Source organism: Bradyrhizobium ingae (assembly GCF_055791185.1).
This window is the reverse complement of sequence record NZ_JBVUBB010000002.1, coordinates 44,587-67,236: the sequence shown is the minus strand read 5'-3', so window position 1 is coordinate 67,236 and position 22,650 is coordinate 44,587. Positions and strand designations below refer to the sequence as shown.

The following is a 22,650-nucleotide window of genomic DNA, read 5'->3' as shown; positions in this document are numbered from 1 at the left end:
ATGCCGGCGTACTCTGGTTCCCGCGTCCGGTATTACGCCTGTTGTTTCGGATCGTAGAAGAAGCGCTCCTCGATCAGCTCTTCGCCGCGCCAGGACGCAATCTCCTCCAGCGTGCGTGTGGTGCCGTCGGCCTTGGTGAAGGCGAATTTCCAGCGCGTGGCGACATGATCTCCGGCGATCAGGCTTGGACCGAGGCGCGCGGCCTTGACCTCCTTGAAGGCAGCCAGCACGCCGCGCTCCTTCGCCGCCAGCTTGTCGCGGCCGACCATGGGCTCGGCCTGGTTTTCATAGGTGGCGGCGTCGGCTGAATAAAACCGCTCGATCGCGCCGACGAAGTCGCCGTCCTCGAGGTACGTCGCAAATGCTTCGACAATCTCACGGCTCGGCATTGCAGCACCTCACGATTATAAACCGACTGATAGTCGGTAAATACCGACCGCCAGTCGAAAAGTCAACTGGCAGCTTGCGCGGAATTCGACTAGTTCTGTTGCGTCACACGCGCTCCGCACCATGAGAGGCCTGCGACGCAGCGAGATTAGAAGAGACCATGGCAAAGCAGGCGGAGAGGCGGGCCGCGACCACGGAGGCGATCCTGACGGCGGCGCGCCGCCTGTTCGGAACGCAGGGCTTTGTCGCCACCACCATGGACGACATCGCCGACGGCGCCCGCGTCGCCAAGGGCGCGGTCTATCATCACTTCAAGACCAAGGAGGCGGTCTTCGCCGCGGTGTTCGATCAGGTCTCGCACGACCTCGTCGCCGAGATCGACCGCGCCGTTCGTGCCGAGAAGGACGTGCTCGCCGCGATGGTCGCCGGCACGCAGCACTATTTCGCCGCGACCGCCAAGGGCCCGACCGGCCAGATCATCCTGCGCGACGGCCCGGCCGTGCTCGGCTGGGAGCGCTGGCGCGAGATCGACGCGCAGCATTTTGGCGGCAAGATGCCCCGCGCGCTAGCGGCCGCGATGGATGCGGGCCTGATCGCGCGGCAGCCGATCGAGCCGCTGGCGCGGCTGCTGCTCGGTGCGGTGACGGAGGCCGCGGTGGCCTGCGCCGGAAGAGCCGACATCGCCAAGGCGGGCGCGGAATATGCCCGCGCGTTCAAGTCATTGATCGAGGCGCTGCGTCTGCGGCAATGAGTGTGCTATGGACCTTCGATCCGAAAGGCAGACAACAACAATAAGAACCGAAAAAGCATGACCAGCCAACTTCAGTCCACAGATCCCGAATTCGACTACGTCATCGTCGGCGCCGGCTCGGCCGGCTGCGTGCTCGCCAACCGGTTGTCGGAGAACGGCAAGCATTCGGTGCTGCTGCTCGAAGCCGGCCCGAAGGATTCCAATATCTGGATCCATGTGCCGCTCGGCTACGGCCGGCTGTTCAAGGAGAAGAGCGTCAACTGGATGTACCAGACCGAGCCGGAGCCCGAGCTCAACGGCAGGCAAGTGTTCCAGCCGCGCGGCAAGACGCTGGGCGGCTCCAGCTCGATCAACGGCTTGTTGTATGTCCGCGGCCAGCACGAGGATTACGACCGCTGGCGCCAGCTCGGCAATACCGGCTGGGGCTATGACGACGTGCTGCCCTATTTCAAGAAGGCCGAGAACCAGGCGCGTGGCGCCGATCGGTTTCACGGCACCGGAGGGCCGTTGCCGGTCTCCGATCTGATCCTCTCGGATCCCCTGTCGAAAGCTTTCATCAAGGCAGGGGTCGAGACAGGCCTGCCCTATAATCCGGATTTCAACGGCGCCTCGCAGGAAGGCGTCGGCCTGTTCCAGACCACCACGCGAAAAGGCCGCCGCGCGTCCACGGCTGTCGCCTATCTCGGTCCCGCGAAGAAACGCGGCAACCTCAAGATCGAAACCTCGGCACTGGGCCAGCGCATCCTGTTCGAGGGTCGGCGCGCCGTCGGCGTCGAATATCGGCAAGCTTCAGTCTTGCGCCGCGCGCGGGCGCGCAAGGAAGTGCTGGTCTCGAGCGGCGCCTACAACTCGCCGCAGCTGTTGCAGCTCTCCGGCGTCGGCCCGGCTGACCTGCTGCGCAAGCATGGCATCGACGTCGTGCTCGACGCGCCGGGCGTCGGCCACGATCTCCAGGATCACATGCAGGTCCGGATCGTGATGCGCTGCTCGCAGCCGATCACGCTCAACGATGCGATCAACCATCCGATCCGGCGTACGCTGACGGGCGTGCGCTACGCACTGTTCCGCCAGGGCTGGCTGACGATCGCGGCGGGCACGGCGGCCGCCTTCTTCAAGACCAGTCCGCGGCTCGCGACGCCCGACATCCAGGTGCACTTCCTGCCGTTCTCGACCGACAAGATGGGCGAGAAGCTGCACGATTTTTCCGGCTTTACCGCATCCGTGTGCCAGCTCCGTCCGGAAAGCCGCGGCAGCTTGCGCATCAAGAGTGCCGATCCGACGGTGCCGCCGGAAATCCGCATCAATTACATGTCGACCGAAACCGATCGCACCACGAATGTCGAAGGCCTGAAGATCCTGCGCAAGATATTGCATGCCCCGGCGTTGAAGCCCTTCGTGGTGGAGGAGGTCGATCCAGGCCCCAAGGTCGCGAGCGATGCGGAGCTCCTGGAATTCTGTCGCCGGCGCGGCAGCACCATCTATCATCCGACCTCGACCTGCCGTATGGGCAATGACGCGCTCGCCGTGGTCGATCAGCGGCTCAAGGTGAGGGGCATCGAGGGCTTGCGCGTCGTCGACGGATCGATCATGCCTGATCTCGTATCGGGCAACACCAATGCGCCGATCATCATGATCGCCGAAAAGGCCTCCGACATGATATTGGAGGATGCGCGATAAACGCGTCTTGAGAGGACTTGGACTTGGCTATTCGATTGCGGATCGGCACGCGCAAGAGCGCGATGGCGCTGGCACAGACGGAAGAAATTGCGCGCCGCCTGACCGCCGCCGTGCCCGATATCGACGTCGAGATCGTCAAGTTCGACACCACGGGCGATCTCGACCAGACCAGCAAGCTGCTGCCCCATGGCGGCAAGGGCGGCGCTTTCGTCGCGCAGATCCGGGCCGCGGTGCTGTCGGGCGAGTTGCAGGCGGCGATGCATTCGCTCAAGGACATGCCGGGCAACGAGGATACCCCTGGCCTCGTAATTGGCGCCACCCTTTCGCGCGATCCACCCAGTGATGCGCTGGTGCTGCGCGACGGTGTTGTGCTCGATGCATTCAGGCAGTCGCGCGGTAAGGGCTTCAAGATCGGCACCAATGCGGTGCGGCGCGCGGCCTATGCGCGGCGGCTGTTTCCGGACGCCGAGGTGATCCACTTCCGCGGCGCTGCCGACACGCGCGTGCGCAAGCTCGATAATTGCGAGTTGCAGCGGTTGCCGGACGGTGGCGCGGTTGGTCCTGCTGACGCCCTGATCATGGCGCGCTCGGGGCTTGATCGCGTCGGTCTTGCGAGCCGGATCGCCTACGAATTCTCGGCAGCGGAGATGTTGCCCGCGGCTGGGCAGGGGATCGTCGCCGTGGAATGCGCGGCGCAGGACTGGCAGACACGGCGCATTCTGTCATCGATCGACGATCCCGCCGCGCATGCCTGCGCTGACGCCGAACGCGAGGTGCTGTGGGTGCTCAACGGCCACTGCAACTCGCCGGTGGCTGGGTTCTCCACGATCGACGGCGATCAGATGTCGCTGACCGCATCGGTGCTCGATCTCTCCGGCAACACCATCATCGAAGCGTCCCGCGCTGGCCCCGCAAACCGCCCGCGCGAGCTCGGCCGTGCGGTCGGGCTCGACCTGCTGGCCAGAGGCGCCGCCGAGATCATCGAGCGCAGCCGGCCGCGGTGAGCGCCGGAGCGCCCGGCCGGGCGGGGGGCCGTTCTACTTTGCGTGGGGTTGTTTTCGAGTTTTTGTGAAGCGTCAGCCGCGCGCGCGCTTCAGCATCTGCTCGACATGGGCGATCGGCGTCTCCGGCTGGATGCCGTGGCCGAGATTGAAGATCAGGCGGCCTTTCGCAAAGTTCGCCAGCACGTCGTCGACGGCGCGGTCCAGCGCATCGCCGCCGGTGATCAGCACCAGCGGATCGAGATTGCCCTGCACGGCGACGCGTGACTGTACGTGCTCGCGGATGAAGGCTGGCTCCGCCGTCCAGTCGATGCTGACCGCATTGACGCCGGTGGCCTCCACATAACCGGGCAGCAGCGCACCGGCGCCGCGAGGAAAGCCGATGATCTTGGCATCCGGTACTTTTGCGCGCACGCCCTCGACGATGCGCCGCGTCGGTTCGACCGACCAGCGCGCGAATTCGGCCGGCGGCAAGACGCCTGCCCAGGTGTCGAAGATCTGGAGCGCGTCGGCACCCGCGGCGAGTTGTCCGAGCAGATAGTCGACGGAGTTGTCGACCAGTGTGTCGATGATTTTCCCGAACGCCTCCGGATGCCGGTAAGCCATCATCCGCGCCGGTGCCTGGTCTGGCGTGCCATGGCCCGCGACCATGTAGGTCGCGACCGTCCACGGCGCGCCGCAGAAGCCGATCAGCGCTGTCTTCGGATCGAGCGCGCGGCGCACGATGCGCAGCGCCTCGAACACCGGCTCGAGCTTGCCGAAATCTGCGCGCGGAGCGAGCGTGCGAACCTTATCCGGATCATCGAGCGGCTCCAGTCGCGGACCCTCGCCGACCTCGAAGCGCACGGAACGGCCGAGCGCATAGGGGATCACCAAAATGTCGGAGAAGATGATCGCCGCATCGAAGCCGAAGCGGCGGATCGGCTGCAGCGTGACCTCCGCAGCGAGCTCCGGCGTGAAGCAGAGATCGAGGAAGCCGCCGGCCCTGGTCCGGACCTCGCGATATTCGGGCAGATAGCGGCCGGCCTGCCGCATCATCCAGACCGGCGGAACGGGCTGCCGCTGGCCGGAGAGCACGTCGACGAAAGGTTTTGCGGAGGAGGGCGGCACGAATGATCCCTGGGACATGTTGCGGTTCCTGATACACCGCCACTCCCGCCGGGCCAAGCGGAACAGCGGAACCTCGCGGCGGGCGGCGACGTTGACCGGCCAATGGAGGAGCTCATGGCTGAGAAATTCAACCCCGCGCCGCACGACAAGCACGCTGACAATCCTCGCGAGGCGCTCGCTGCCGATCGCGAGGCCCATGCCAGGCTCGATGCCGGGCTGGTCGACACCTTCCCGGCCTCTGATCCCGTGAGTGCCGCCCAGCCGACGCCATCGAAGGCCGATGCGGAGGCGGACAGCCCCTCGCTGTGGGACAAGGTTAAGGCGATGTTCAGCTGAGGCCTCGTGCGGGCCCGATTCCTTTTCGACGCGCTAACCTGCCGTTAGCGATCAGATGATCGCGAGCACCGTAGGACTACGTAAATCGGCGCAGTTTGAGGCGAATTGCGCCGTTCTTTTCAGGTTTCGATAACAGAAGCAGCGGATTTTCCGGCGATCGGAGAATCCTGTTCGCATGAACGTCATGAGCTATAGAGCCGGCTTGAGCCGCCTGCCGTTGCGGGCGGCGGCATTCGTCGTGCTCACCTGCACTGCCATCCTCGGCATCAGTGGCTGGCGTGAATGGAGTTCGCGCGAGGCCTTGCTGCGCGGCACCGAGACGGAAATGGCGAACCTCGCGCGATCGCTGACCCAGCACGCCGAGGACAGCCTCGACCTGCTCGATTCCGGCGTCGTTGGCGTCGTCAGTCGATTGGAGATGGACGGGACCGATGCAACGACGATCGCGAAGCTGCGCAACCTCCTCGAAATCCGCAAGAAGGCGATCGAGCGCATTCACAGCCTTGCCATCATCGACGACAGGGGCAACTGGCTGACGTCCGCCGGCGCCGTCACTTCCACGCTCAGCGACGACGAGTTCTTCAGGCATCACCAGTTCTCGCCGAGGCGCGAGGCCTATGTCGGCCGCCCGATCAAAAGCCTGGTCGATGGTGAGTGGGTGATTACGTTGTCGCGACGCTTCAACAAGCTCGACGGCAGCTTTGGCGGCGTCGTGCTTGCAACCATCAGCGCGAACTATCTGTCGCATTTCTACCAGCAGTTCCTGATCGGTCGAAACAGCTCCATCACGCTGGTGCATGGCGATGGTATCATCATCGCGCGCGATCCCAGCAATGAGAAGTTCGTCGGACGCAGCGTGGCCGATGGGGTGCTGTTTCGCGAATCGAAGCTGCAGCCGAGCGGAGCCTATCAGTTCAAGTCGATGCTGGACGGCGTGGATCGCGTCAGCTTCTATAAGCGCAGCGGCCGCTTTCCGCTCCTCCTGATCGCGACCGTCGATCGCGACGAATTGCTGGCGCCCTGGCGGGCGGCGGCCATTTCGCGCATGCTGTACGTCTTCGCCCTTGTGATCCTGATCGCAATCATCGGTGCGGTGCTGGTCCGTCAGTTGCAGCGCGGTCAGCGCATGGCGGCGGCCCTGGTGGAGAAGGAAGCGCATTTCCGCCTGTTGGCCGAAGGCTCGAGCGACATGGTGACCCGGATCGGGCTCGACGAGCGGCTCCGCTATGTCTCGCCCTCGTCTGCCCGCGTGACCGGCTGGCGCGCCAATCAATTGATCGGCACGCCCGCGCTTGCCGGCATCCATCCGGAAGATCTGCCGGAGGTCCAGGCGATCGTGGACGCGCTGAAGCGCGGCGAAAGGGAGGAGGCGCGGGTCACCTATCGAAACGTGCACCGTGAAAAGTCCGAGATCTGGCTCGAATCGAGCATGCAGGTCACCCGCAAGGTCACCGGAGAGGTCGATGGCGTCGTCGCGATCTCGCGCGACATCACCGAGCAGAAGAACCTGGAAAACAGGCTCGAGACGCTTGCGATCGAAGACAGCCTCACCGGGCTCGCCAACCGCCGTCGCTTCGACGAGCGGCTGGACGAGGAATGGGCGAGGGCTTATCGCGACCGCTCGAGCCTTGGTCTGTTGATGATCGATGTCGATCACTTCAAGGCCTACAACGACATATACGGTCATCCCGCGGGCGATGCCTGCCTGCGCACCGTGGCGAAGGTCATCGCCGCGGAGGCCCAGCGCGTCAGCGACCTCGCGGCACGTTACGGCGGCGAGGAGTTTTCCGTGCTGCTGCCGAACATCGATGCGGCCGGCTGCGCGCGGATCGGCGAGCGGATCCGCCAGGCGATTCGTGCCGCGGGCCTCGTCCATAGCTCCAATGAATCCGCTGGCTGCGTCACCGCCTCGGTCGGCGGTGCGACCTGCCGCCCGTGGCTGCAGCGAACCGGTGGGCCGGGAACGCTCGTCGAGGCCGCCGATCGCGCGCTTTATGGCGCCAAGCAGGACGGGCGAGACCGGCTGGTGATGTCGGTCGAGGTCGTCAACCTGCTGCCGCTGGCTTCGGGGCAGTAGAGCCCCTCGTCTCAGTAATGCGGCGGGGGCTCGTTGGCGGGGCCCGGGGCGTTGGCTTCGGCCTCCAGGAGACGCTCGTTCAGAGCTGCGATCTGCCGCGTCAGGGCATCGATCTGTTTCCACTGCGCGGTGATGGTCTGGTTGAGCTGCTCGATGGTGTCGTCCTGATAGGCGAGCCGTGTTTCGAGCGTATCGATGCGTTCGCTGAGCGACTTGATCTCATTCATCGGCGGAGGCGTCCTTCTGCCGCTCGCGCAAGCCATGGCCAAGCGCGACGCGCTCGTCGAATACGAAGCACTCGCCGTGCCAGCGGCTTTGCTCCTCCGGCACGTCCTCGAGATATCTGAGGATGCCGCCTTTGAGGTGATAGACCTCGGCGAAGCCGCGTGCGAGCAGATGCGCGCTCGCCTTCTCGCAGCGGATGCCGCCGGTGCAGAACATGGCGATCCTGCGATGCTTTGCGGGATCGAGTTGCTGCGCGGCAAAGTCCTTGAACTCGCCAAAGCTCCTGATGCTGGGGTCGACCGCGCCTTCGAACGTGCCCATCGCCACCTCGAACGCGTTGCGGGTGTCGAGCACCAGCGTATCCGGCTCGGCGATCAGCGCATTCCAGCTGGAGGCATCGACGTAGGTGCCGACCTGCTGCGTCGGGTCGGCGGTGGCATCGCCCAGCGTGACGATCTCCTTCTTCAGCCGCACCTTGAGCCGGCCGAACGGCATCGCCTCGCTGGTCGAGAACTTCAGTTCGAGATTGTCGAGCCGTCCGCCGAACATGTCGCCGTGTGCGAGCTCGTGGGCAAGGACGTCGATCGCCTTCCCGGAGCCTGCGACTGTGCCGTTGATGCCTTCCTGCGCCAGCAGCACGCTGCCCTTGATGCCGAGGCCGGCGCAGAATGCGCGCAGCGGCTCACGCAGCTCGCGGTAGTCTGCGAGCCGCGCGAACTGGTAGAAGGCGGCGACCTTGCAAGCCGTGTTCTCAGGAGTCATGGCGGCTCGTTTAGCAGGCGGCAGCCGCCCGGAAAACCCGCAACCTGCGAGCCCATTCGCGCAGCGGATGGCAGCCATTTCCGTGGTATGCCAGCATTGCCCGGCAAGGGCTGAATGTGTCATGTAGACCCGGATTTTCGAGAGGACGCGATCTTCACGCGTCCCGCGGCAGCAGAGCAGAACAGGCAATGAGAAGCTTCCATTTCCCCGGCAGGTCCACGGTCCACGCCCAGAACGCGATGGTGGCGACCTCGCACCCGCTGGCTGCGCTTGCGGCGGTCGAGGTGCTGCGAGAGGGCGGCACGGCGGCGGACGCGGCGGTCGCGGGCAGTTTGTTGCTCGGGGTGATCGAGCCGCAATCGACCGGCATCGGCGGCGACTGCTTTGCCCTGATCCAGCCGCGCGGCGAGGGCAGGATCGCCGCCTACAATGGCTCGGGCCGGGCGCCCAAGGCCGCCAAAGTCGAGTGGTATCTCGAGCGCAAGATCAACTCCGTGCCGCTGACCTCGGCACACGCGGTCTCGATCCCCGGTGCGGTCGACGCCTTTGCGACCGTGCTGCGCGACCACGGCAGGTTCGGCTTCGACCGCTTGGCGCAGCCGGCGATCAAGGCGGCGGAGGAGGGCTATGTCGTCGCGCCTCGCATCGCCTTCGACTGGAAGAACCAGTTCGAGAAGCTGAAGAATGGCACCAACACCGAGCGCTACCTGCTGCCGCACGGCAAGCCGGCGGTCGCCGGCGACGTCATCCGCCAGCCCGAGCTCGGCAAGACGCTGCGTGCGATCGCCAAGGATGGCCGTGACGCCTTCTACAAGGGCGCAATCGCCGAGGACATGGTCGAGACGCTGCGCGGAATCGGCGGGCTGCATACGCTCGACGATTTCGCTGATCATACGACCGAGGTGACCACGCCGATCGGCACGACCTACAAGAACTACGACGTCTGGCAGTGCCCGCCCAACGGACCCGGCATCACCATGCTTGTGATGCTCAACATCCTCTCCCGGTTCGATTTGACGAAGTTCGCGCCACTCAGCGTCGAGCGCTTCCATCTCGAGGCGGAAGCCGCCCGCATTGCCTACATGATCCGCGAACTGCATGTCGCCGATCCCACCCACATGAAGATCGACGTCGCAAAAATCCTCGCCAAGGAATTCGCCGACGAATACATCGCAAAAATCCGCATGGACGGATTGCTCGACCTGCCCAATGTCGCGCCGCCGATGAACCCCTCGACCATCTACATCAGCGTGGTCGACAAGGATCGCAACGTCTGCTCCTTCATCAATTCGATCGCGCATTCCTTCGGTTCGGCGATCGTATCGAACAAGACCGGCGTGCTGCTGCAAAACCGCGCCGGCGGCTTCCGCATCCAGCCCGATCATCCCAATTGCATCGGCGGCGGCAAGCGTCCGCTGCACACGATCATTCCGGCCCTGCTCACCAAGGCGGGCCGCGCGATCATGCCGTTCGGCGTGATGGGCGGGCAATATCAGCCGGTCGGCCAGACGCACGTTCTGACCAACATCCTCGACTATGGCTGCGACGTGCAGGAGGCGATCGATATGCCGCGCGGCCTTCACTACGAAGGCGTCTATCAGCTCGAGGACAGCGTGCCGGCCGCAGTCGTCGACGGCCTGAGGAAGCTCGGCCACAAGACCACGAGCCTCGTCGGCCCGCTCGGCGGCGGCCAGGCGATCTGGATCGACTGGGACAAGGGGACGCTGACCGGCGGCTCCGATCCGCGCAAGGACGGCTGCGCACTCGGCTACTGAGCCTCGGCGCGCGAGGCGAAGTTCCTCGCGCGATCAGGAAAAGTTGACGGAGGAACGGAGCTCATCGCCACCGGTTAAGGGGCGATGAGCGGCGCAGGCGTGCGCTGCTTTCTTTGGAAAGCGGCGGAGGCCGACATGTCCGATAATTCAGGTTCCGGGTTCGATCGTCGCGCCTTCATGGCGGGCACTGCCGCAAGCACGCTCGTTCCGCTGACCGCGCGCGCGGCCACGCAAGGATCAGACGCTGCGGCCGCGCAGGATCCGACGCTGCCGGTCGATGTGACATTGCGCGTCAATGGCGAGGACAAGCATCTTCGCATCGATGCGCGCACCACCGTGCTCGATGCGCTGCGTGAGCATCTCGGCCTCACCGGCAGCAAGAAGGGCTGCGATCACGGCCAGTGCGGCGCCTGCACGGTGCTGATCGGCGATCGGCGCGTGGTGTCGTGCCTGACATTGGCGGTCGCCGCGCAAGGCCAGGACATCACTACCATCGAAGGCCTCGCAAGCGGCGACCGGCTGCATCCGATGCAGCAGGCCTTCATCGACAACGATGCGTTCCAGTGCGGCTACTGCACACCCGGGCAGATCATGTCCGCGGTCGCCTGTGTGAAGGAGGGGCACGCCGGCAGTGACGCGGACATCCGCGAATATATGAGCGGCAACATCTGCCGCTGCGCCGCTTATCCCAACATCGTCGCGGCCGTGAAGCAGGCTGCGCCCGACATCATGAAAGGCTAGGCGCATGCGATCGTTCTCCTATCAGAGGGCTGCCGATGCCGGCGCCGCCGTCTCAGCTCTCGCCTCATCCGCCTCCGACAACAATCCGTTGACGCTAGCCACGGCGCAGCCGCTCGCCGGCGGCACGACGCTGATCGATCTGATGAAGCTCGACGTGATGCGGCCAGCGACGGTCGTCGACATCAACGCGCTGGCGAGGAGCTGGTCGGCGATCGATCTCGGCGGTGATAATCTGCGGCTCGGCGCGCTCGCAAAAATGTCCGATGTTGCCGCGAACCCTGAGATTCAGCGCAACTATCCCATTATTGCCAATTCACTGAAGCTCGCCGCGAGCCCGCAGCTGCGCAATATGGCGACGCTCGGCGGCAATGTCATGCAGCGCACGCGCTGCAGCTATTTCCGCGACATCTCCTACGAAAATTGCAACAAGCGAAATCCTGGCTCCGGGTGTGCGGCGATGGATGGGTTCAACCGGATGCATGCGGTGCTCGGCACCTCCGACCAATGCATAGCGACCTATCCTGGCGATTTCGCGCAGGCTCTCGTGGCGCTCGATGCGACGGTCGAGATCACCGGAAAGTCCGGGACGCGCAGCCTGCCGTTCGCGCAATTGCACAAGCCGCCCGGCAATTCGCCGGAGATCGAGACGACTTTGCAGCCCGGCGAGTTGATCTCGGCTTTCGCGATTTCCGGGCGGTGGCCGCGTTCGGTGTACCTGAAGGCCCGCGACCGGCAATCCTACGAGTTCGCGCTGTCGTCTGCGGCGATCGCGCTCGACGTGCAGGACGGCGTGATCCGCGACGCCCGGATCGCGCTCGGCGGCGTCGCCACCGTGCCGTGGCGCGCCCGCGAGGCGGAAGCGCTGCTGAAGGGTCAGCAGTTCGACGACAGCCTCGCCCGGCATGCTGCCGATGCGGCGTTCGCGGATGCCAAAGGCCGGCGGCACAATACCTACAAGATCGCGCTCGGCCGGCGCGTGGTGGCTCGCGCGCTCCAGCAGGCCGTAACGATGGAGATCTGATATGACGACTGCTGCTCCCGAGCCGAAAGCCAATATGGGCCAGCCGGTGCCGCGTTACGACGCCGCTGCAAAAGTGACGGGGAAGGCGGCCTACGCCTCCGACATGCCGCTCGCCAACCCCGCCTACGCCTTCCTGGTGACCAGCGCGATCGCCAAGGGCCGCATCGACAGTTTCGAGCTTGATGATGCGAAGCGGGTGCGCGGCGTGATCGACATCTTCACGCACCAGAATGGGCCGAAGCTGAAGGAGTCAAAGCTGTTCTCCAACGGCGGTTATGCCGGGACCACGATCCAGCCGATGAAATCGGCCGATATCGCCCATGACGGCCAGATCGTCGCGGTGGTCGTTGCCGAGAGCTACGAAGCGGCACGCGAAGCCGCCAATCGCGTCAAGGTCAACACCACCGCGCTGATGCCGGCGGCGACGTTCGACTCGCAGGGCACGACGGCGGCCGCTGCGAAGGGCCAGAACGCGATGTTCAAGGAGGACCCGAAGGTCGGCGACTTCGCAAAGGCATTCGACGAGGCCGAGGTCCAGCTTACTGCGTCCTACGAGACGCCGACGCAGCACCACAATCCGATGGAGCTGTTCACGACGAGCTGCGTCTGGATGGGCGACAATCTGCTCATCTATGAACCGAGCCAGTATGTCTACGGCCTGAAGAATGGCGTCGCCGAGCAGCTCGGCATCGACGCCGACAAGGTTCGCGTGGTCAATCCTTACGTCGGCGGCGGTTTTGGCTCGCGCGGCTCGATGACGCCACGCACCGCTATCGTCGCCAGCATCGCGCGCCGGCTGAACCGTCCGGTCAAGCTGGTGCCGCCGCGCGACCAGGGTTTTACCATTGCAACTTATCGCGCGGAGACGCGGCATCAGATCCAGCTCGGCGCGAGCAGAGATGGCAAGCTCGTGGCGCTGCGTCACGAGGGCGCGGAGATCTCTTCGCGGCCCGACGCCTATTGCGTCGGCGGCACCAAGACGACGACGCGGCTCTATGCGTGCCCGAATGTCGACAGCCTCGTCTCGATCGTGCGCGCCGACCGCAATACGCCCGGCTTCATGCGCTCGCCGCCGGAGGTGCCCTATATGTTCGCGCTGGAGAGCGCGATGGACGAGCTTGCCGTCAAGCTCGACATGGACCCGATTGAACTGCGCCGTGTCAACGACACAATGAACGAGCCGATCGGAGGCAAGCCTTACACCTCGCGATCTCTGATGGCCTGCTTCGACGAAGCGGCGAAAGCATTCGGCTGGTCGCAGCGCTCGACCCGGCCGAAATCGATGGTGGATGGCGACTGGCTGATCGGTTACGGCTGCGCCGCCACCTGCTATCCGACCCAGATGGGACCGTCGGCGGCGCGCGTACGCCTGCAGCGTGACGGCCGCACCCGCGTCGAACTCGCTGGTCATGAGATCGGGACGGGCGCCTATACGGTGATCGCCCAAGCCGCAGCCGAGCGGCTCGGCGTGCCCCTGGAGAAGGTCGCCGTCTACATCGGCGACAGCGACTTGCCGCCGGCTCCGGTCGCGGGCGGTTCGAACTCGACTGCCAGCACCTGCTCGGCCGTGATGATGGTGTGCGACAAGGTTCGCCAGCGGCTATTCCGCGCACTGATGCCAAACGAGGGCATCACCGACAAGGCCAAGGAAACGATCGGCATGGGCCAGACGCCAGCAATGCAGGCCGCGCGGAGTGATCAGCCTCTTGATCGCGAAAAGGCGTTCGATGCGCTCGGCATCAGCGTGGTCGAGGAATATGGCGAATGGAAACCGGAGGGCGCGCCGCCGGATTCTTTCCAGGCCATGCATAGCGGTCACGTCCGCCTGGTTGGTGGCCCGAGCCTGAAGGACGGCATTGCCTACGCCTTCGGCGCGGAATTCGTCGAGGTCAGGATCAACCGCTTCACCCATGAAATCCGCACGCCGCGCCTGGTCGGCGCCTTTGCCGCCGGCCGCATCATGAATCCGCGCACGGCGCGCAGCCAGCTCATGGGCGGGCTGATCTGGGGCATGTCCTCGGCTCTGCTCGAAGCGACCGAAATCGACGAGCGGACTGCGCGCTACGTCAACGACAATTTCGCCGATTATCTGGTGCCGGTGAACGCCGATGTGCCTGATGTCGAGGTTATCTTGCTGTCCGAGCGGGATGACCGGATCAATCCCGCCGGGGTGAAGGGGCTCGGCGAGCTCGCCAATGTCGGCACCAATGCCGCGATCTGCAATGCGGTCTATCACGCGACCGGCCAGCGTATCCGCAAGCTGCCGGTGCGGCTGGAGAACATCGAGGTTTGATAAGGCTGGTCACGCCGAGCGCGTTGCGCTAGACACCTCCCGCTCCAAGCAGAAGGTGTCTTATGCAGCGTGTCCAGCATGCACTCCTCACCCTCATGTCGGCGCTCGCGATCACGGTGATCGGCGCAGTGCCGGCGCTCGTCTTCACCCCGGCATCGGCCCAGACCGCAGGAAAAACCATGACCACAGCTTCAGGCCTCGAGATCATCGACAGCGTCGTCGGCACTGGCGCTTCGCCAAAGCCCGGCCAGATCTGCGTGATGCACTACACCGGCTGGCTCTATGAAAACGGCAAGAAGGGCAAGAAATTCGACTCGTCCGTCGACCGCAACGAGCCGTTCGAGTTTCCGATCGGCAAGGGCCGCGTGATCGCAGGCTGGGATGAGGGCGTTGCCACCATGAAGATCGGCGGCAAACGCACGCTGATCATTCCACCGCAGCTCGGCTACGGCGCGCGCGGCGCCGGCGGCGTGATTCCGCCGAATGCGACGCTGATGTTCGACGTGGAATTGCTCGGAGTGAAGTGACGCCGGGTACCAAGCGCAAACAAAAAAAGACCGGCCTTGCGGCCGGTCTTTTCATTTCAGTCGCGCGCGCTCACTCTGTCGTGCGCTTGGCGTTCGCCGCAGCGCGATCGATCGCTTCCTTCGCGGCGTCCTTGGCATCGCCCATGGCCTTCTGGCCCTTGCCCTTGATCTCCTGTACGGTGCCTTCGCCCTTCATGCGGTCGGAACCGGTGGCTTCGCCGATACCCTGCTTGGCCTTGCCGACGGCCTCGTTGGTTGCACCCTTGATCTTGTCGCTCGTACTACCCATGGAAATCTCCTTCCGGTTCTCGCTGCGGAAACAACGCCGGGCCGACCAAGGGAGTTCCGATTTTGGTATGGCTTGATGCCGCGGCATTGGTTAGCTTGCCGCACACGGAACCAACAGAAAGCAAGACCAATGACGGGCCATGACCACACGCATTCTCACGATGCACACGATCACGACGATCGCTGGAAACATGATGGTGTGCGCGTCATCCCCGGTAACCAGCTCGATCCGAACGTTCCGTCGACGCCGGGCATGGACCGCAAGGCTGCGATCAATTTCGCGCGCGTAGGTGCACAGAAATTGTGGGCGGGAACGGTCAGCATCAAGCCGGATGCGAAGACCGGCGCGCATCATCACGGCCATCTCGAAAGCATCATCTTCGTCGTGAAGGGCAAAGCGCGTATGCGCTGGGGTGAGCATCTCCAGTTCACCGCCGAAGCCAGCCCCGGCGACTTCATCTACGTGCCGCCCTACGTGCCGCACCAGGAGATCAACGCCAGCCCCGACGAAGTTCTGGAATGCGTGCTGGTGCGCAGCGATGGCGAGGCGGTTGCGATCAATCTCGACATCGAGCCGGTCGAGAAGCCGGAGACCGTGCTGTGGATCGACCCCGTGCACCGCGATCCGAACGAAGCGAAGTGACTGGTCGGGGTTAGGCGTCGCGACCTCACCACATCGTCATTGCGAGCGCAGCGAAGCAATCCAGACTCCCTCCGCGGATGCATTTCTGGATTGCTTCGCTGCGCTCGCAATGACAGAGGATGCGGCTGACGTCGTTCACCACGTCTGGTAGGGTTGCCCCGGCGAGCCTGCACTCAAAAAGCAAGGCCAGGGAGACGACGATGGCGAAACCCGACCATTCGCGACAACGGCGCGCGCTAATCAAAGGAGCCGGTGTGCTCGGCGCTGCGCTCGCCGGGGCGTTGCCCGCAGCCCGCGCCGCCGATCAACCCGCCGACATCTGGTCCAGCGAATACTGGGCAAAGAAGGGCGACGTGCCGCTGTGGATGTACCGCAAGCGGATAGGTGCACCCAGAGCGGGCGAGGCGGCGCGGCCGGTCGTGGTGTTCGTGCACGGCTCATCCGTCACCTCGCGGGTGTTCGATCTCAGCGTGCCCGGCAAGGGCGAATACTCGACCATGAACGAGTTCGCCCGCTACGGCTTCGATTGCTGGACGCTGGACCACGAGAACTATGGCAAGTCGGGGCGTACCTCCGGCAATTCCGACATCGCGAGCGGCGTCGAAGACCTGAAAGCGGCGGCCGAAGTAATCACGCGCGAGACCGGGCAGCGAAAATTCCACTTCGTCGGCGAATCTTCCGGCGCGTTGCGTGCCGGCGCCTACGCGATGGTCGCCCCCGAGAGTATCGATCGGCTGGTATTCGCGGCCTTCACCTACAAGGGCGAAGGCTCGCCGACCCTGGCAAAACGCGCCGAGCAGGTCGACTATTACCGCACCCACAACATGCGCAAGCGCGACCGCGAGATGATCCGCTCGATCGCGACCCGCGACAAGCCCGGCACCAGCGATCCCGCGGTGATGGACGTGCTCGCCGAGGTCGAGCTTCAGTTCGGCGACCAGATCCCGACCGGTACCTATCTCGACATGACGGCCAACCTGCCGGTGGTGGACCCGGCGAAGGTGCTCGCGCCGGTGCTCCTGGTGCGCGGCGAGTTCGACGGCATCGCGACCGTCGCCGACCTCGAGGCGTTCTACAACAAGCTGCCGAACGGCGACCGGCAATTCGTCATCCTGCCGGGAACCGCACATTCGGTGGTGCTGGCGATCAATCGGGCCCTGTTCTGGCACGCCACGCGGGCATTCTTGACCATGCCGACGCCGATCGCGACCTGACCGCAAAAATTGCGCGGAGCGCTGCGGCGAGAGCCCGCAATTCACCTCGGAGGCCGGCCCCGGCGGCCCGGTGCATCGGGATCCCGGCAAGGAGAAGTGAGGCTGCTCAAAGATCGCGTGGGGGCGCTGCGACGGGCCCCGCAGGTCGGGAGTAAAAAATTCGGAAGCGGTGTCGGATCGCCGGCGGGCCATCCGTCCTTGGGCAGAACCCCGCCCAAGGAGCTTCCGATGCCGAGGATGATTTTCGTCAATTTGCCGGTGACCGATCTCAAGCGCGCAACCGCCTTTTACGAGGCAATAGGCGCGACCAGGAACCCGCAATTCAGTGACGACACGGCGTCCTGCATGGTCATTTCCGAGACCATCTACGCGATGTTGACGACCCACGACAAATTCCGCCAGTTCACGCCGAAGCCGATCGCAGATGCAAAGATCTCGAACCAGGCGCTGTTCTGCTTGTCCGCCGACAGTCGGAGCGAGGTCGACGATATCGTCGGCAGGGCCGAGGCTGCGGGCGGGGTGGCCGATCCCAGCCCGAAGGACGAATACAGCTTCATGTACGGCCGCAGCTTCGAGGATCCCGATGGTCATATGTGGGGTGTGAACTGGCTGGACATGGCGGCGGCGCCGATCCAGCCCGGCATGGCGAACACCTGATCGAAGCCCAGAGGATTGAAGAGGATCATTCACGATGTCCAAGCTCGTGCCTTGCATGTGGTTCAACGGCGATGCCGAGGAAGCCGCCAAGTTCTATGTCTCGCTCGTTCCGAATTCGGCGATCACGCACGTCCAGCGCAACGTTTCCGACAATCCGTCCGGCAAGGAAGGCTCCGTGCTTGTCGTCGAGTTCACGGTGGCCGGCCAGCCCATGGTCGCGCTCAACGGCGGCATGAAGATGGAGTACACCCACGCGCTCTCGTTGATGATCCATTGCGACGACCAGGCCGAGGTCGACAGCGTCTGGAGTGCGTTCCTGGCTCATGGCGGCAGTGAAGGGCAGTGCGGCTGGCTCAGGGACCGCTACGGCGTGTCCTGGCAGGTGGTGCCGAAGGTGATGTTCGAATTTCTGTCGAGTCCGGACAAGGCCGCCGCTGCACGCGCGATGCAGGCGATGATGAAGATGGTCAAGTTGGATGTCGACATCTTGCGCCGCGCATTCGAGGGTAAATCGGCGGCGTGACGGCGCGCTCGCGACACATTCTCGGTGTCATCGCCGACTAGCCGCCTTCACCAAAGCTTCGGCGAGCCGGGTTCGCGAGCGTCAAGCCGGGGCATGACAGCCGAGTTGGCGGCCGGCGACCGCGCCGACCAAGTGCGGTCTCTCAGTAATTGATCCGCAAGCCCACGCCGCCGTGGATGGTGTTGCCGACCGGCTGCGGGCCGAGCGTGCCGTTGGCGAAGAGGTCGACGATCCACCCTTGCGCGAGGCGGAAGCCGAGGCGGCCGCCATATTCGAACCAGCCTTGATTGCCGATGGTCGGCACCACCGTGCCGTTGCCGGTGACGGTGGCGACGATGCCGGAATGCGTGCCGAACGATTGCACCCAGCCGCCGTTGACATTGGCTTCCACCGTGCTGCCGAACAGGTGCGTCCACTGCCCGCCGAGCTTGACGAGGCTGGTGCGATCGGTGCCGCCAGCGATCGTTGCATCGGACGGGTTGAACGCGACGGTCGGATCGCTATAGCCGGACACGCGCTGCCAGAGTTGCCAGAGCTCGACGGAAGCCGCGATCTCGTCGCGCGGCGACACCCGGCTGATCCAACCGGCCCGGCCATAGACGGCGTAGTTCGAGCTATCGGTCGATCCGGTCACAGTAACTGCGCCGAGGCTCGTCTGATAATTGCGGGTGTAGCGCACCTTCTCCCAGGGCGTGAGCACCGTGCCGATGTCGAAGAACGGGCGGGACGAGCCCCAGTCGGTGAAATCGTAGCGCAGCGCAAAGGCGCCGATCGGCGCGCTGGTGACGTGATAGCCGCCCTCGTTGTATTGCGTGTAGGCGAGGCCGGCGAGCAGGGACAGGTTGCTGGTGAGCTCCTTGCGGCCGTGGACGCCGGCGGAGAACGAGCCGGCCGAGCCGAAGGCGCTGATGCAGTCGCTGCAATTGACCTGCTCGTTGACGCCGAGCAGCACCGAGCCGAGCACCCTGTTGGTGATCATCTGGTTGAAGCGCTGGTTGGCGAGGTCGCCGATCGAGCCGGCGCTGGAGTCGGCTCCTGACGTGCTCGGGTTCGCCCCAGGCGTCGTTGTCGGAGCCGGTGACGGCGAAGGACTGGGTGAGGGCGTGGGCGTAGGCGAGGGACTGTACGTCGGAGTGGGGGTCGGCGTCGGAGAGCATTCGGTGCAGCTCTGGGCGGCAGCCGGCCGCAACTGCGTCGCGAGCAGCACGAGCGAGGTCACCGCGATCAACGCGGCCGAGAGGACGATGCTGCGAGTCCCGAGCTTCGCCATGGTCACCGCCCGCACAGCATGCCGTCGTCATGGACGGCGGGCGTGATGGTCGGCGCAGCGTCCGCATATTGGTTGACCGAGCACAGTCCGGCCGCAGCCGTGCAGGTCGCGGCAAAGGTCCAGGGTGGCGTGCCGGTCCTGGTGATCGTGGTCCGGCCGCCCGTCGAAGTGATGATCGCGGTGTCGCCAGGCTGGGTCAGTTGCACACACTGGAAGCCCAGCGTGCAGACGCTCGCCGCGCCCTCCTGCAAGACCACCACGGAACGGCCGCGCTGGGAGAGGATGTCCAGCGTGGTGCCGCGCACGCCGATGGTTGCGAGCGGCGTCGTGATCTTGTAGGCGGCCTTTTCCGAATGTCCGGTGACGAAACGGAACGCGCCGGTGGTCATGCGGATCGCAACGTCGCGATAGCTGTGCTCGTCGTTGAAGACGCTGCGGTCGAGCTTGAGCGTGGCGCCCGGCCCGAGCGACAGATTCGTGCTGTCGGCCATGACGAAACGTGCCGCGCCGTCGGTGCCGGTGCGTACGGTCTCGTCGCGCAGCATGCTGTCGCCGACATTGATCTGCGTCGCCGTCGCCGCGACGCGAACCACCTCGTTCTGAATCACCACGGCTTCGCCGACGCGCGTCTGGGCTTGCGCGGCAGACGCCGCGCAGGAGAGAGCTGCAAGCAACAAGGGAAAAAGAACGCGAAGGCGCAAATTCATTTCGTAACCGATCGATGTGTCCCGTATCGTACCGGATCGCACTCGTTTGCGATGTGGTATAATTATCACAAGTAGCGCAGCACGAGCGTCATGGTTAGTGACAGTTGCGGCAGAATGCGTTCAATGCGCTGAGCAAAGATATTTTTCTTCGCGGTGAAGCAGATTTGCCACGCAAAGCATCCCCACGACGACAGCACGAAATGACGCCTGCGTCGCCGATGTCGCGAAGCGCAGTGATCGCTGTCGTGATTTTCCTGGTTGCGCATCTCGCGTTCCTGGTCGGCGTCTCGACACCGGACAAATTTGTGTTCGACGAGGTGCATTACGTGCCGGCCGCGCGGCAGATGCTCGAGCCGATCATGCCCAAGCCCGTGCTCAATCCGATGCATCCGCCATTGGCAAAGGAGCTCATCGCGCTCTCGATCGCGGCCTTCGGTGACAATTCGCTGGGCTGGCGCTATCCGGCAACGCTGTTCGGCGCGCTCGCGGTTGTCGCGGTCTATCTTTGCGGCCTCGCGCTGTTTGCGGCGGAAGGGCCCGCGATCGCTGCCGCCATGATCGCCTTCTTCAACCAGATGCTGTTCGTGCAGTCGCGCATCGCGATGCTCGACATCTTTGCGCTGGCCTTCGGCCTGCTGGCATCGGCGGCCTTCATGCATGGCTTTCGGAAAGAGCGGCCGCACCGGTTGTTTGCGCTGGCCGGCGCATTGTTCGGTCTTGCCGCTGCCTGCAAGTGGAGCGGGCTGTTTCCGCTCGCGACCTGCATTGTCATCGTCGCGGCGATCCGTTTGATGCAGAGCTGGCGCACGCTGTTCGCCGACGCCAAGCCGACCGACTGGTATCGCCCCGATCTCTGGCCGGATTTCCGGACGCAGCATTTCGCACTTTGCTTCGTCGCGTTGCCGGCGGTGCTCTATCTTGCGGCCTTCGTGCCGCTGTATGGGCTGTCGCCATCCGAGCTGATCGAGGCTCAGCGGCGCATCTTCACCGACAACACCACGACCGCGATCGCCGGGCACACTTACATGAGCTCGTGGCCGTCCTGGCCGTTTCTCGTACGTCCGGTGTGGTTCCTGTTCGACAAGGTCGGCGACGACCGCATCTCCGCGGTCGTCTTCCTCGGCAATCCCCTGGTTCTGTGGCCGGCGCTGCTCGCGCTGGCGGTCGTGTTGCGCGACTTCATCGTCACACGGCGCTGGGATGCGTTCCTCATCGCGGCATTTTATTTCGGCCCGTATCTCGCCTGGGCACTCCTGCCGCGCACGCTCGGCTTCATCTACTACTATTTGCCGGCAGCAACTGCGTCCTCGCTCGCACTGGTCTATGCGCTGCGACGTGACAAGCTTCCGCCCTGGGTGCTGTGGGCCTACGTCGCGTTCGCGGCCGTCGGCTTCGCCGTCATGCTGCCGATCTCCGCGGCCTTCGTCGGCACCTCGATGCAGACTTTCAACCGGCTGATGATCTTCCAGAACTGGATATGAGAATCGCCCGTCGCGGACGCGGCGGGCGATTTGTCGAGTTGGTCGCCGCCATCACTTCGAGGCGGTCGTCTTGGTTTCCATGTTCACCACCTGGACACGGCGATTGACCGGGTCGGCGCCGTTCGCAGCGTCCTTCAGCTTGGTCTTGCCGTAGCCGACGGTGACGAGGTCGCCGCCGTTGAGGCCGTAGTTCTGCACCAGATACTTCTTGATGGTGTCGGCGCGACGCTCGGACAGGTCCTGATTGAAGGGATCGCTGCCGATCGCGTCGGTGTGGCCGGCGACCACGAAGGTCGAGCCCTTCAGAGCCGGATCGGACAGCGCCTTGCCGAGCGCCTGCACCGAGCCCAGCGAACCCTGGGCGATGTTGGCCGAGTTGTAGTCGAACTGGATTTCCAGATCGATCTTCGGCTTGCTTGCCGCGAGCTCGGCGATCTGATCGCGTTCGCCCATCGAGAGCGAACGGGTCTGCCGGTTGCGCACGGTATTGAGGAAGCTGGCCTCCTTGGCCTGATCCGCAGTGCCGGTCTGCGTCGCGGCGGACAGGCCACGGGTGAGGGGCTTCGACTTCAGCGCATCCAGGATCTGGCCGGCGGTGACGTTGTTGTCGCCGGCGAGTGCCAGGCCGGCGGTCAACGACAGCGCGGCCGAGATGGTAATCGCCTTCAATCCGAAAAACTTATCAAAACGGGTCATAGTCGTAAGTCCTCGCTGTTACGCCTGTTGGCGATTTGATGCCGCGAGCCTAGGTCAGGCTTAAACACCCGGATGTGATGCGTATCACATTCAAAAATGGCCTCATGTCTGCGCGCATTTTAGCGCTGGAGCCGCCCGCCATCCAATCGCATGCTGGCCGGCAAGGCGGAGAGTCTTTGCGTTGATCGGGAAGTACGGCTGTCTCTTTCAAGCTTTTAAAGAGCGCCGCGGATTGACTGTCTGCTTTTCGGATCGTTTGCAGCGACAGGCATCGCGCTCGCTGGACTCCGCGCGCCAACGGGTACATTCTTTCCGCCATTGCTCGCTTTCTGCCATTGCTCGTCACCGCCGTTATTGCCGCTGCGTCAGCAGCCTGAAGAGTAGACGTCGCAGCGTCGTCCAGCTCGGTTCGAGCAGCAGAAATCCCCGAGTGATCCAGATCACAGTGCTTTCTCGTGGACTGGATCAGATTGCACCCATCGGATCAG

Annotated in this window: 23 protein-coding genes; 15 read left to right on the top strand and 8 right to left on the bottom strand. The window is 64.4% G+C overall.

Going from position 1 to position 22,650, the window contains the following annotated elements:
* Positions 1–32: 32 nt before the first annotated feature.
* On the bottom strand, positions 33–389 hold the full coding sequence (locus ACV1FX_RS02935; RefSeq protein WP_473116042.1) for a nuclear transport factor 2 family protein: 357 nt from the start codon (positions 387–389) through the stop codon (positions 33–35).
* Positions 390–547: 158 nt separating this feature from the next.
* Between ACV1FX_RS02935 and ACV1FX_RS02930 the strand changes: the two genes are divergently transcribed.
* From ACV1FX_RS02930 to hemC, 3 genes are read left to right on the top strand one after another with little or no spacing between them, the layout of a single operon-like run.
* Positions 548–1,138: a TetR/AcrR family transcriptional regulator gene (locus ACV1FX_RS02930; RefSeq protein ID WP_473116041.1), complete on the top strand. Its 591-nt coding sequence runs from the start codon at positions 548–550 to the stop codon at positions 1,136–1,138.
* Positions 1,139–1,195: 57 nt separating this feature from the next.
* Positions 1,196–2,815 (top strand): GMC family oxidoreductase, encoded by a 1,620-nt coding sequence (locus ACV1FX_RS02925; protein WP_473116040.1) that lies wholly within the window; start codon positions 1,196–1,198, stop codon positions 2,813–2,815.
* A 23-nt stretch (positions 2,816–2,838) separates the two neighbouring features.
* Positions 2,839–3,819 (top strand): hydroxymethylbilane synthase, encoded by a 981-nt coding sequence (gene hemC, locus ACV1FX_RS02920; protein WP_473116039.1) that lies wholly within the window; start codon positions 2,839–2,841, stop codon positions 3,817–3,819.
* A 72-nt stretch (positions 3,820–3,891) separates the two neighbouring features.
* Here the strand turns inward: hemC and hemE are convergent, their stop codons facing one another.
* Positions 3,892–4,926, bottom strand: coding sequence for a uroporphyrinogen decarboxylase (gene hemE / locus ACV1FX_RS02915; RefSeq protein WP_473116439.1), 1,035 nt, complete (start codon positions 4,924–4,926; stop codon positions 3,892–3,894).
* A gap of 114 nt (positions 4,927–5,040) precedes the next feature.
* Between hemE and ACV1FX_RS02910 the strand changes: the two genes are divergently transcribed.
* Together ACV1FX_RS02910 and ACV1FX_RS02905 are read left to right on the top strand one after the other, a co-directional pair.
* Positions 5,041–5,262, top strand: coding sequence for a hypothetical protein (locus tag ACV1FX_RS02910; protein WP_473116038.1), 222 nt, complete (start codon positions 5,041–5,043; stop codon positions 5,260–5,262).
* Between the two features lie 175 nt (positions 5,263–5,437).
* Positions 5,438–7,339, top strand: coding sequence for a sensor domain-containing diguanylate cyclase (locus ACV1FX_RS02905; RefSeq protein WP_473116037.1), 1,902 nt, complete (start codon positions 5,438–5,440; stop codon positions 7,337–7,339).
* An 11-nt stretch (positions 7,340–7,350) separates the two neighbouring features.
* Here ACV1FX_RS02905 and ACV1FX_RS02900 read toward each other — a convergent pair whose 3' ends face one another.
* Both ACV1FX_RS02900 and trhO read right to left on the bottom strand, forming a co-directional pair.
* Positions 7,351–7,566 (bottom strand): SlyX family protein, encoded by a 216-nt coding sequence (locus ACV1FX_RS02900; protein WP_473116036.1) that lies wholly within the window; start codon positions 7,564–7,566, stop codon positions 7,351–7,353.
* On the bottom strand, positions 7,559–8,326 hold the full coding sequence (gene trhO / locus ACV1FX_RS02895; protein ID WP_473116035.1) for an oxygen-dependent tRNA uridine(34) hydroxylase TrhO: 768 nt from the start codon (positions 8,324–8,326) through the stop codon (positions 7,559–7,561). The genes ACV1FX_RS02900 and trhO overlap by 8 nt, the downstream gene beginning before the upstream one ends.
* Positions 8,327–8,514: 188 nt before the next feature.
* On the opposite strand from trhO, the gene ggt reads away from it, so the two are divergent.
* The 5 genes from ggt (at position 8,515) to ACV1FX_RS02870 (ending at position 14,683) form a co-directional block, all read left to right on the top strand.
* Positions 8,515–10,101 (top strand): gamma-glutamyltransferase, encoded by a 1,587-nt coding sequence (gene ggt, locus ACV1FX_RS02890; RefSeq protein WP_473116034.1) that lies wholly within the window; start codon positions 8,515–8,517, stop codon positions 10,099–10,101.
* Between the two features lie 135 nt (positions 10,102–10,236).
* The gene (locus tag ACV1FX_RS02885) at positions 10,237–10,842 is read left to right on the top strand and encodes a (2Fe-2S)-binding protein (RefSeq protein WP_473116033.1); all 606 of its coding nucleotides are present in this window, start codon (positions 10,237–10,239) and stop codon (positions 10,840–10,842) included.
* A 4-nt stretch (positions 10,843–10,846) separates the two neighbouring features.
* Positions 10,847–11,863: an FAD binding domain-containing protein gene (locus ACV1FX_RS02880; protein ID WP_473116032.1), complete on the top strand. Its 1,017-nt coding sequence runs from the start codon at positions 10,847–10,849 to the stop codon at positions 11,861–11,863.
* 1 nt (position 11,864) lies between these two features.
* Positions 11,865–14,156 carry a xanthine dehydrogenase family protein molybdopterin-binding subunit gene (locus tag ACV1FX_RS02875; protein WP_473116031.1) on the top strand — a complete coding sequence of 764 codons (2,292 nt, stop codon included), beginning with the start codon at positions 11,865–11,867 and terminating at the stop codon, positions 14,154–14,156.
* A gap of 62 nt (positions 14,157–14,218) precedes the next feature.
* Positions 14,219–14,683, top strand: a complete 465-nt coding sequence (locus tag ACV1FX_RS02870) for an FKBP-type peptidyl-prolyl cis-trans isomerase (RefSeq protein ID WP_473116030.1) — start codon at positions 14,219–14,221, stop codon at positions 14,681–14,683.
* A 70-nt stretch (positions 14,684–14,753) separates the two neighbouring features.
* On the opposite strand, the gene ACV1FX_RS02865 is transcribed toward ACV1FX_RS02870, so the two are convergent.
* Positions 14,754–14,972 carry a CsbD family protein gene (locus ACV1FX_RS02865; RefSeq protein ID WP_473116029.1) on the bottom strand — a complete coding sequence of 73 codons (219 nt, stop codon included), beginning with the start codon at positions 14,970–14,972 and terminating at the stop codon, positions 14,754–14,756.
* Between the two features lie 129 nt (positions 14,973–15,101).
* Here ACV1FX_RS02865 and ACV1FX_RS02860 point away from each other — a divergent pair, with 129 nt between their 5' ends.
* The 4 genes from ACV1FX_RS02860 (at position 15,102) to ACV1FX_RS02845 (ending at position 18,008) form a co-directional block, all read left to right on the top strand.
* On the top strand, positions 15,102–15,614 hold the full coding sequence (locus ACV1FX_RS02860) for a cupin domain-containing protein (protein WP_473116028.1): 513 nt from the start codon (positions 15,102–15,104) through the stop codon (positions 15,612–15,614).
* 200 nt (positions 15,615–15,814) lie between these two features.
* Positions 15,815–16,828, top strand: coding sequence for an alpha/beta hydrolase (locus tag ACV1FX_RS02855; protein ID WP_473116027.1), 1,014 nt, complete (start codon positions 15,815–15,817; stop codon positions 16,826–16,828).
* Positions 16,829–17,056: 228 nt separating this feature from the next.
* On the top strand, positions 17,057–17,485 hold the full coding sequence (locus ACV1FX_RS02850; RefSeq protein WP_473116026.1) for a VOC family protein: 429 nt from the start codon (positions 17,057–17,059) through the stop codon (positions 17,483–17,485).
* Positions 17,486–17,519: 34 nt separating this feature from the next.
* On the top strand, positions 17,520–18,008 hold the full coding sequence (locus ACV1FX_RS02845) for a VOC family protein (protein ID WP_473116025.1): 489 nt from the start codon (positions 17,520–17,522) through the stop codon (positions 18,006–18,008).
* Between the two features lie 142 nt (positions 18,009–18,150).
* Here ACV1FX_RS02845 and ACV1FX_RS02840 read toward each other — a convergent pair whose 3' ends face one another.
* Both ACV1FX_RS02840 and ACV1FX_RS02835 read right to left on the bottom strand, forming a co-directional pair.
* The gene (locus ACV1FX_RS02840; protein ID WP_473116024.1) at positions 18,151–19,278 is read right to left on the bottom strand and encodes a hypothetical protein; all 1,128 of its coding nucleotides are present in this window, start codon (positions 19,276–19,278) and stop codon (positions 18,151–18,153) included.
* Positions 19,279–19,280: 2 nt separating this feature from the next.
* The gene (locus ACV1FX_RS02835; RefSeq protein ID WP_473116023.1) at positions 19,281–19,985 is read right to left on the bottom strand and encodes a FecR family protein; all 705 of its coding nucleotides are present in this window, start codon (positions 19,983–19,985) and stop codon (positions 19,281–19,283) included.
* Between the two features lie 200 nt (positions 19,986–20,185).
* Here ACV1FX_RS02835 and ACV1FX_RS02830 point away from each other — a divergent pair, with 200 nt between their 5' ends.
* Positions 20,186–21,466, top strand: coding sequence for a phospholipid carrier-dependent glycosyltransferase (locus ACV1FX_RS02830; RefSeq protein ID WP_473116022.1), 1,281 nt, complete (start codon positions 20,186–20,188; stop codon positions 21,464–21,466).
* Between the two features lie 51 nt (positions 21,467–21,517).
* Here ACV1FX_RS02830 and ACV1FX_RS02825 read toward each other — a convergent pair whose 3' ends face one another.
* On the bottom strand, positions 21,518–22,162 hold the full coding sequence (locus ACV1FX_RS02825) for an OmpA family protein (protein ID WP_473116021.1): 645 nt from the start codon (positions 22,160–22,162) through the stop codon (positions 21,518–21,520).
* Positions 22,163–22,650 lie beyond the last annotated feature (488 nt).

Excerpts from the sequence above, each read along its gene's own strand:
- ACV1FX_RS02840 (WP_473116024.1), bottom strand. The coding sequence starts at position 19,278 with ATGGCGAAGCTCGGGACTCGCAGCATCGTCCTCTCGGCCGCGTTGATC.
- ACV1FX_RS02930 (WP_473116041.1), top strand. The coding sequence starts at position 548 with ATGGCAAAGCAGGCGGAGAGGCGGGCCGCGACCACGGAGGCGATCCTG.
- ACV1FX_RS02885 (WP_473116033.1), top strand. The coding sequence starts at position 10,237 with ATGTCCGATAATTCAGGTTCCGGGTTCGATCGTCGCGCCTTCATGGCG.
- ACV1FX_RS02835 (WP_473116023.1), bottom strand. The coding sequence starts at position 19,985 with ATGAATTTGCGCCTTCGCGTTCTTTTTCCCTTGTTGCTTGCAGCTCTC.
- ACV1FX_RS02845 (WP_473116025.1), top strand. The coding sequence starts at position 17,520 with ATGTCCAAGCTCGTGCCTTGCATGTGGTTCAACGGCGATGCCGAGGAA.
- ggt (WP_473116034.1), top strand. The coding sequence starts at position 8,515 with ATGAGAAGCTTCCATTTCCCCGGCAGGTCCACGGTCCACGCCCAGAAC.
- trhO (WP_473116035.1), bottom strand. The coding sequence starts at position 8,326 with ATGACTCCTGAGAACACGGCTTGCAAGGTCGCCGCCTTCTACCAGTTC.
- ACV1FX_RS02855 (WP_473116027.1), top strand. The coding sequence starts at position 15,815 with ATGGCGAAACCCGACCATTCGCGACAACGGCGCGCGCTAATCAAAGGA.
- ACV1FX_RS02910 (WP_473116038.1), top strand. The coding sequence starts at position 5,041 with ATGGCTGAGAAATTCAACCCCGCGCCGCACGACAAGCACGCTGACAAT.
- ACV1FX_RS02860 (WP_473116028.1), top strand. The coding sequence starts at position 15,102 with ATGACGGGCCATGACCACACGCATTCTCACGATGCACACGATCACGAC.
- ACV1FX_RS02830 (WP_473116022.1), top strand. The coding sequence starts at position 20,186 with ATGACGCCTGCGTCGCCGATGTCGCGAAGCGCAGTGATCGCTGTCGTG.
- ACV1FX_RS02935 (WP_473116042.1), bottom strand. The coding sequence starts at position 389 with ATGCCGAGCCGTGAGATTGTCGAAGCATTTGCGACGTACCTCGAGGAC.
- ACV1FX_RS02870 (WP_473116030.1), top strand. The coding sequence starts at position 14,219 with ATGCAGCGTGTCCAGCATGCACTCCTCACCCTCATGTCGGCGCTCGCG.
- ACV1FX_RS02865 (WP_473116029.1), bottom strand. The coding sequence starts at position 14,972 with ATGGGTAGTACGAGCGACAAGATCAAGGGTGCAACCAACGAGGCCGTC.
- ACV1FX_RS02905 (WP_473116037.1), top strand. The coding sequence starts at position 5,438 with ATGAACGTCATGAGCTATAGAGCCGGCTTGAGCCGCCTGCCGTTGCGG.
- ACV1FX_RS02825 (WP_473116021.1), bottom strand. The coding sequence starts at position 22,162 with ATGACCCGTTTTGATAAGTTTTTCGGATTGAAGGCGATTACCATCTCG.
- ACV1FX_RS02850 (WP_473116026.1), top strand. The coding sequence starts at position 17,057 with ATGCCGAGGATGATTTTCGTCAATTTGCCGGTGACCGATCTCAAGCGC.
- ACV1FX_RS02880 (WP_473116032.1), top strand. The coding sequence starts at position 10,847 with ATGCGATCGTTCTCCTATCAGAGGGCTGCCGATGCCGGCGCCGCCGTC.
- ACV1FX_RS02925 (WP_473116040.1), top strand. The coding sequence starts at position 1,196 with ATGACCAGCCAACTTCAGTCCACAGATCCCGAATTCGACTACGTCATC.
- ACV1FX_RS02875 (WP_473116031.1), top strand. The coding sequence starts at position 11,865 with ATGACGACTGCTGCTCCCGAGCCGAAAGCCAATATGGGCCAGCCGGTG.
- ACV1FX_RS02900 (WP_473116036.1), bottom strand. The coding sequence starts at position 7,566 with ATGAATGAGATCAAGTCGCTCAGCGAACGCATCGATACGCTCGAAACA.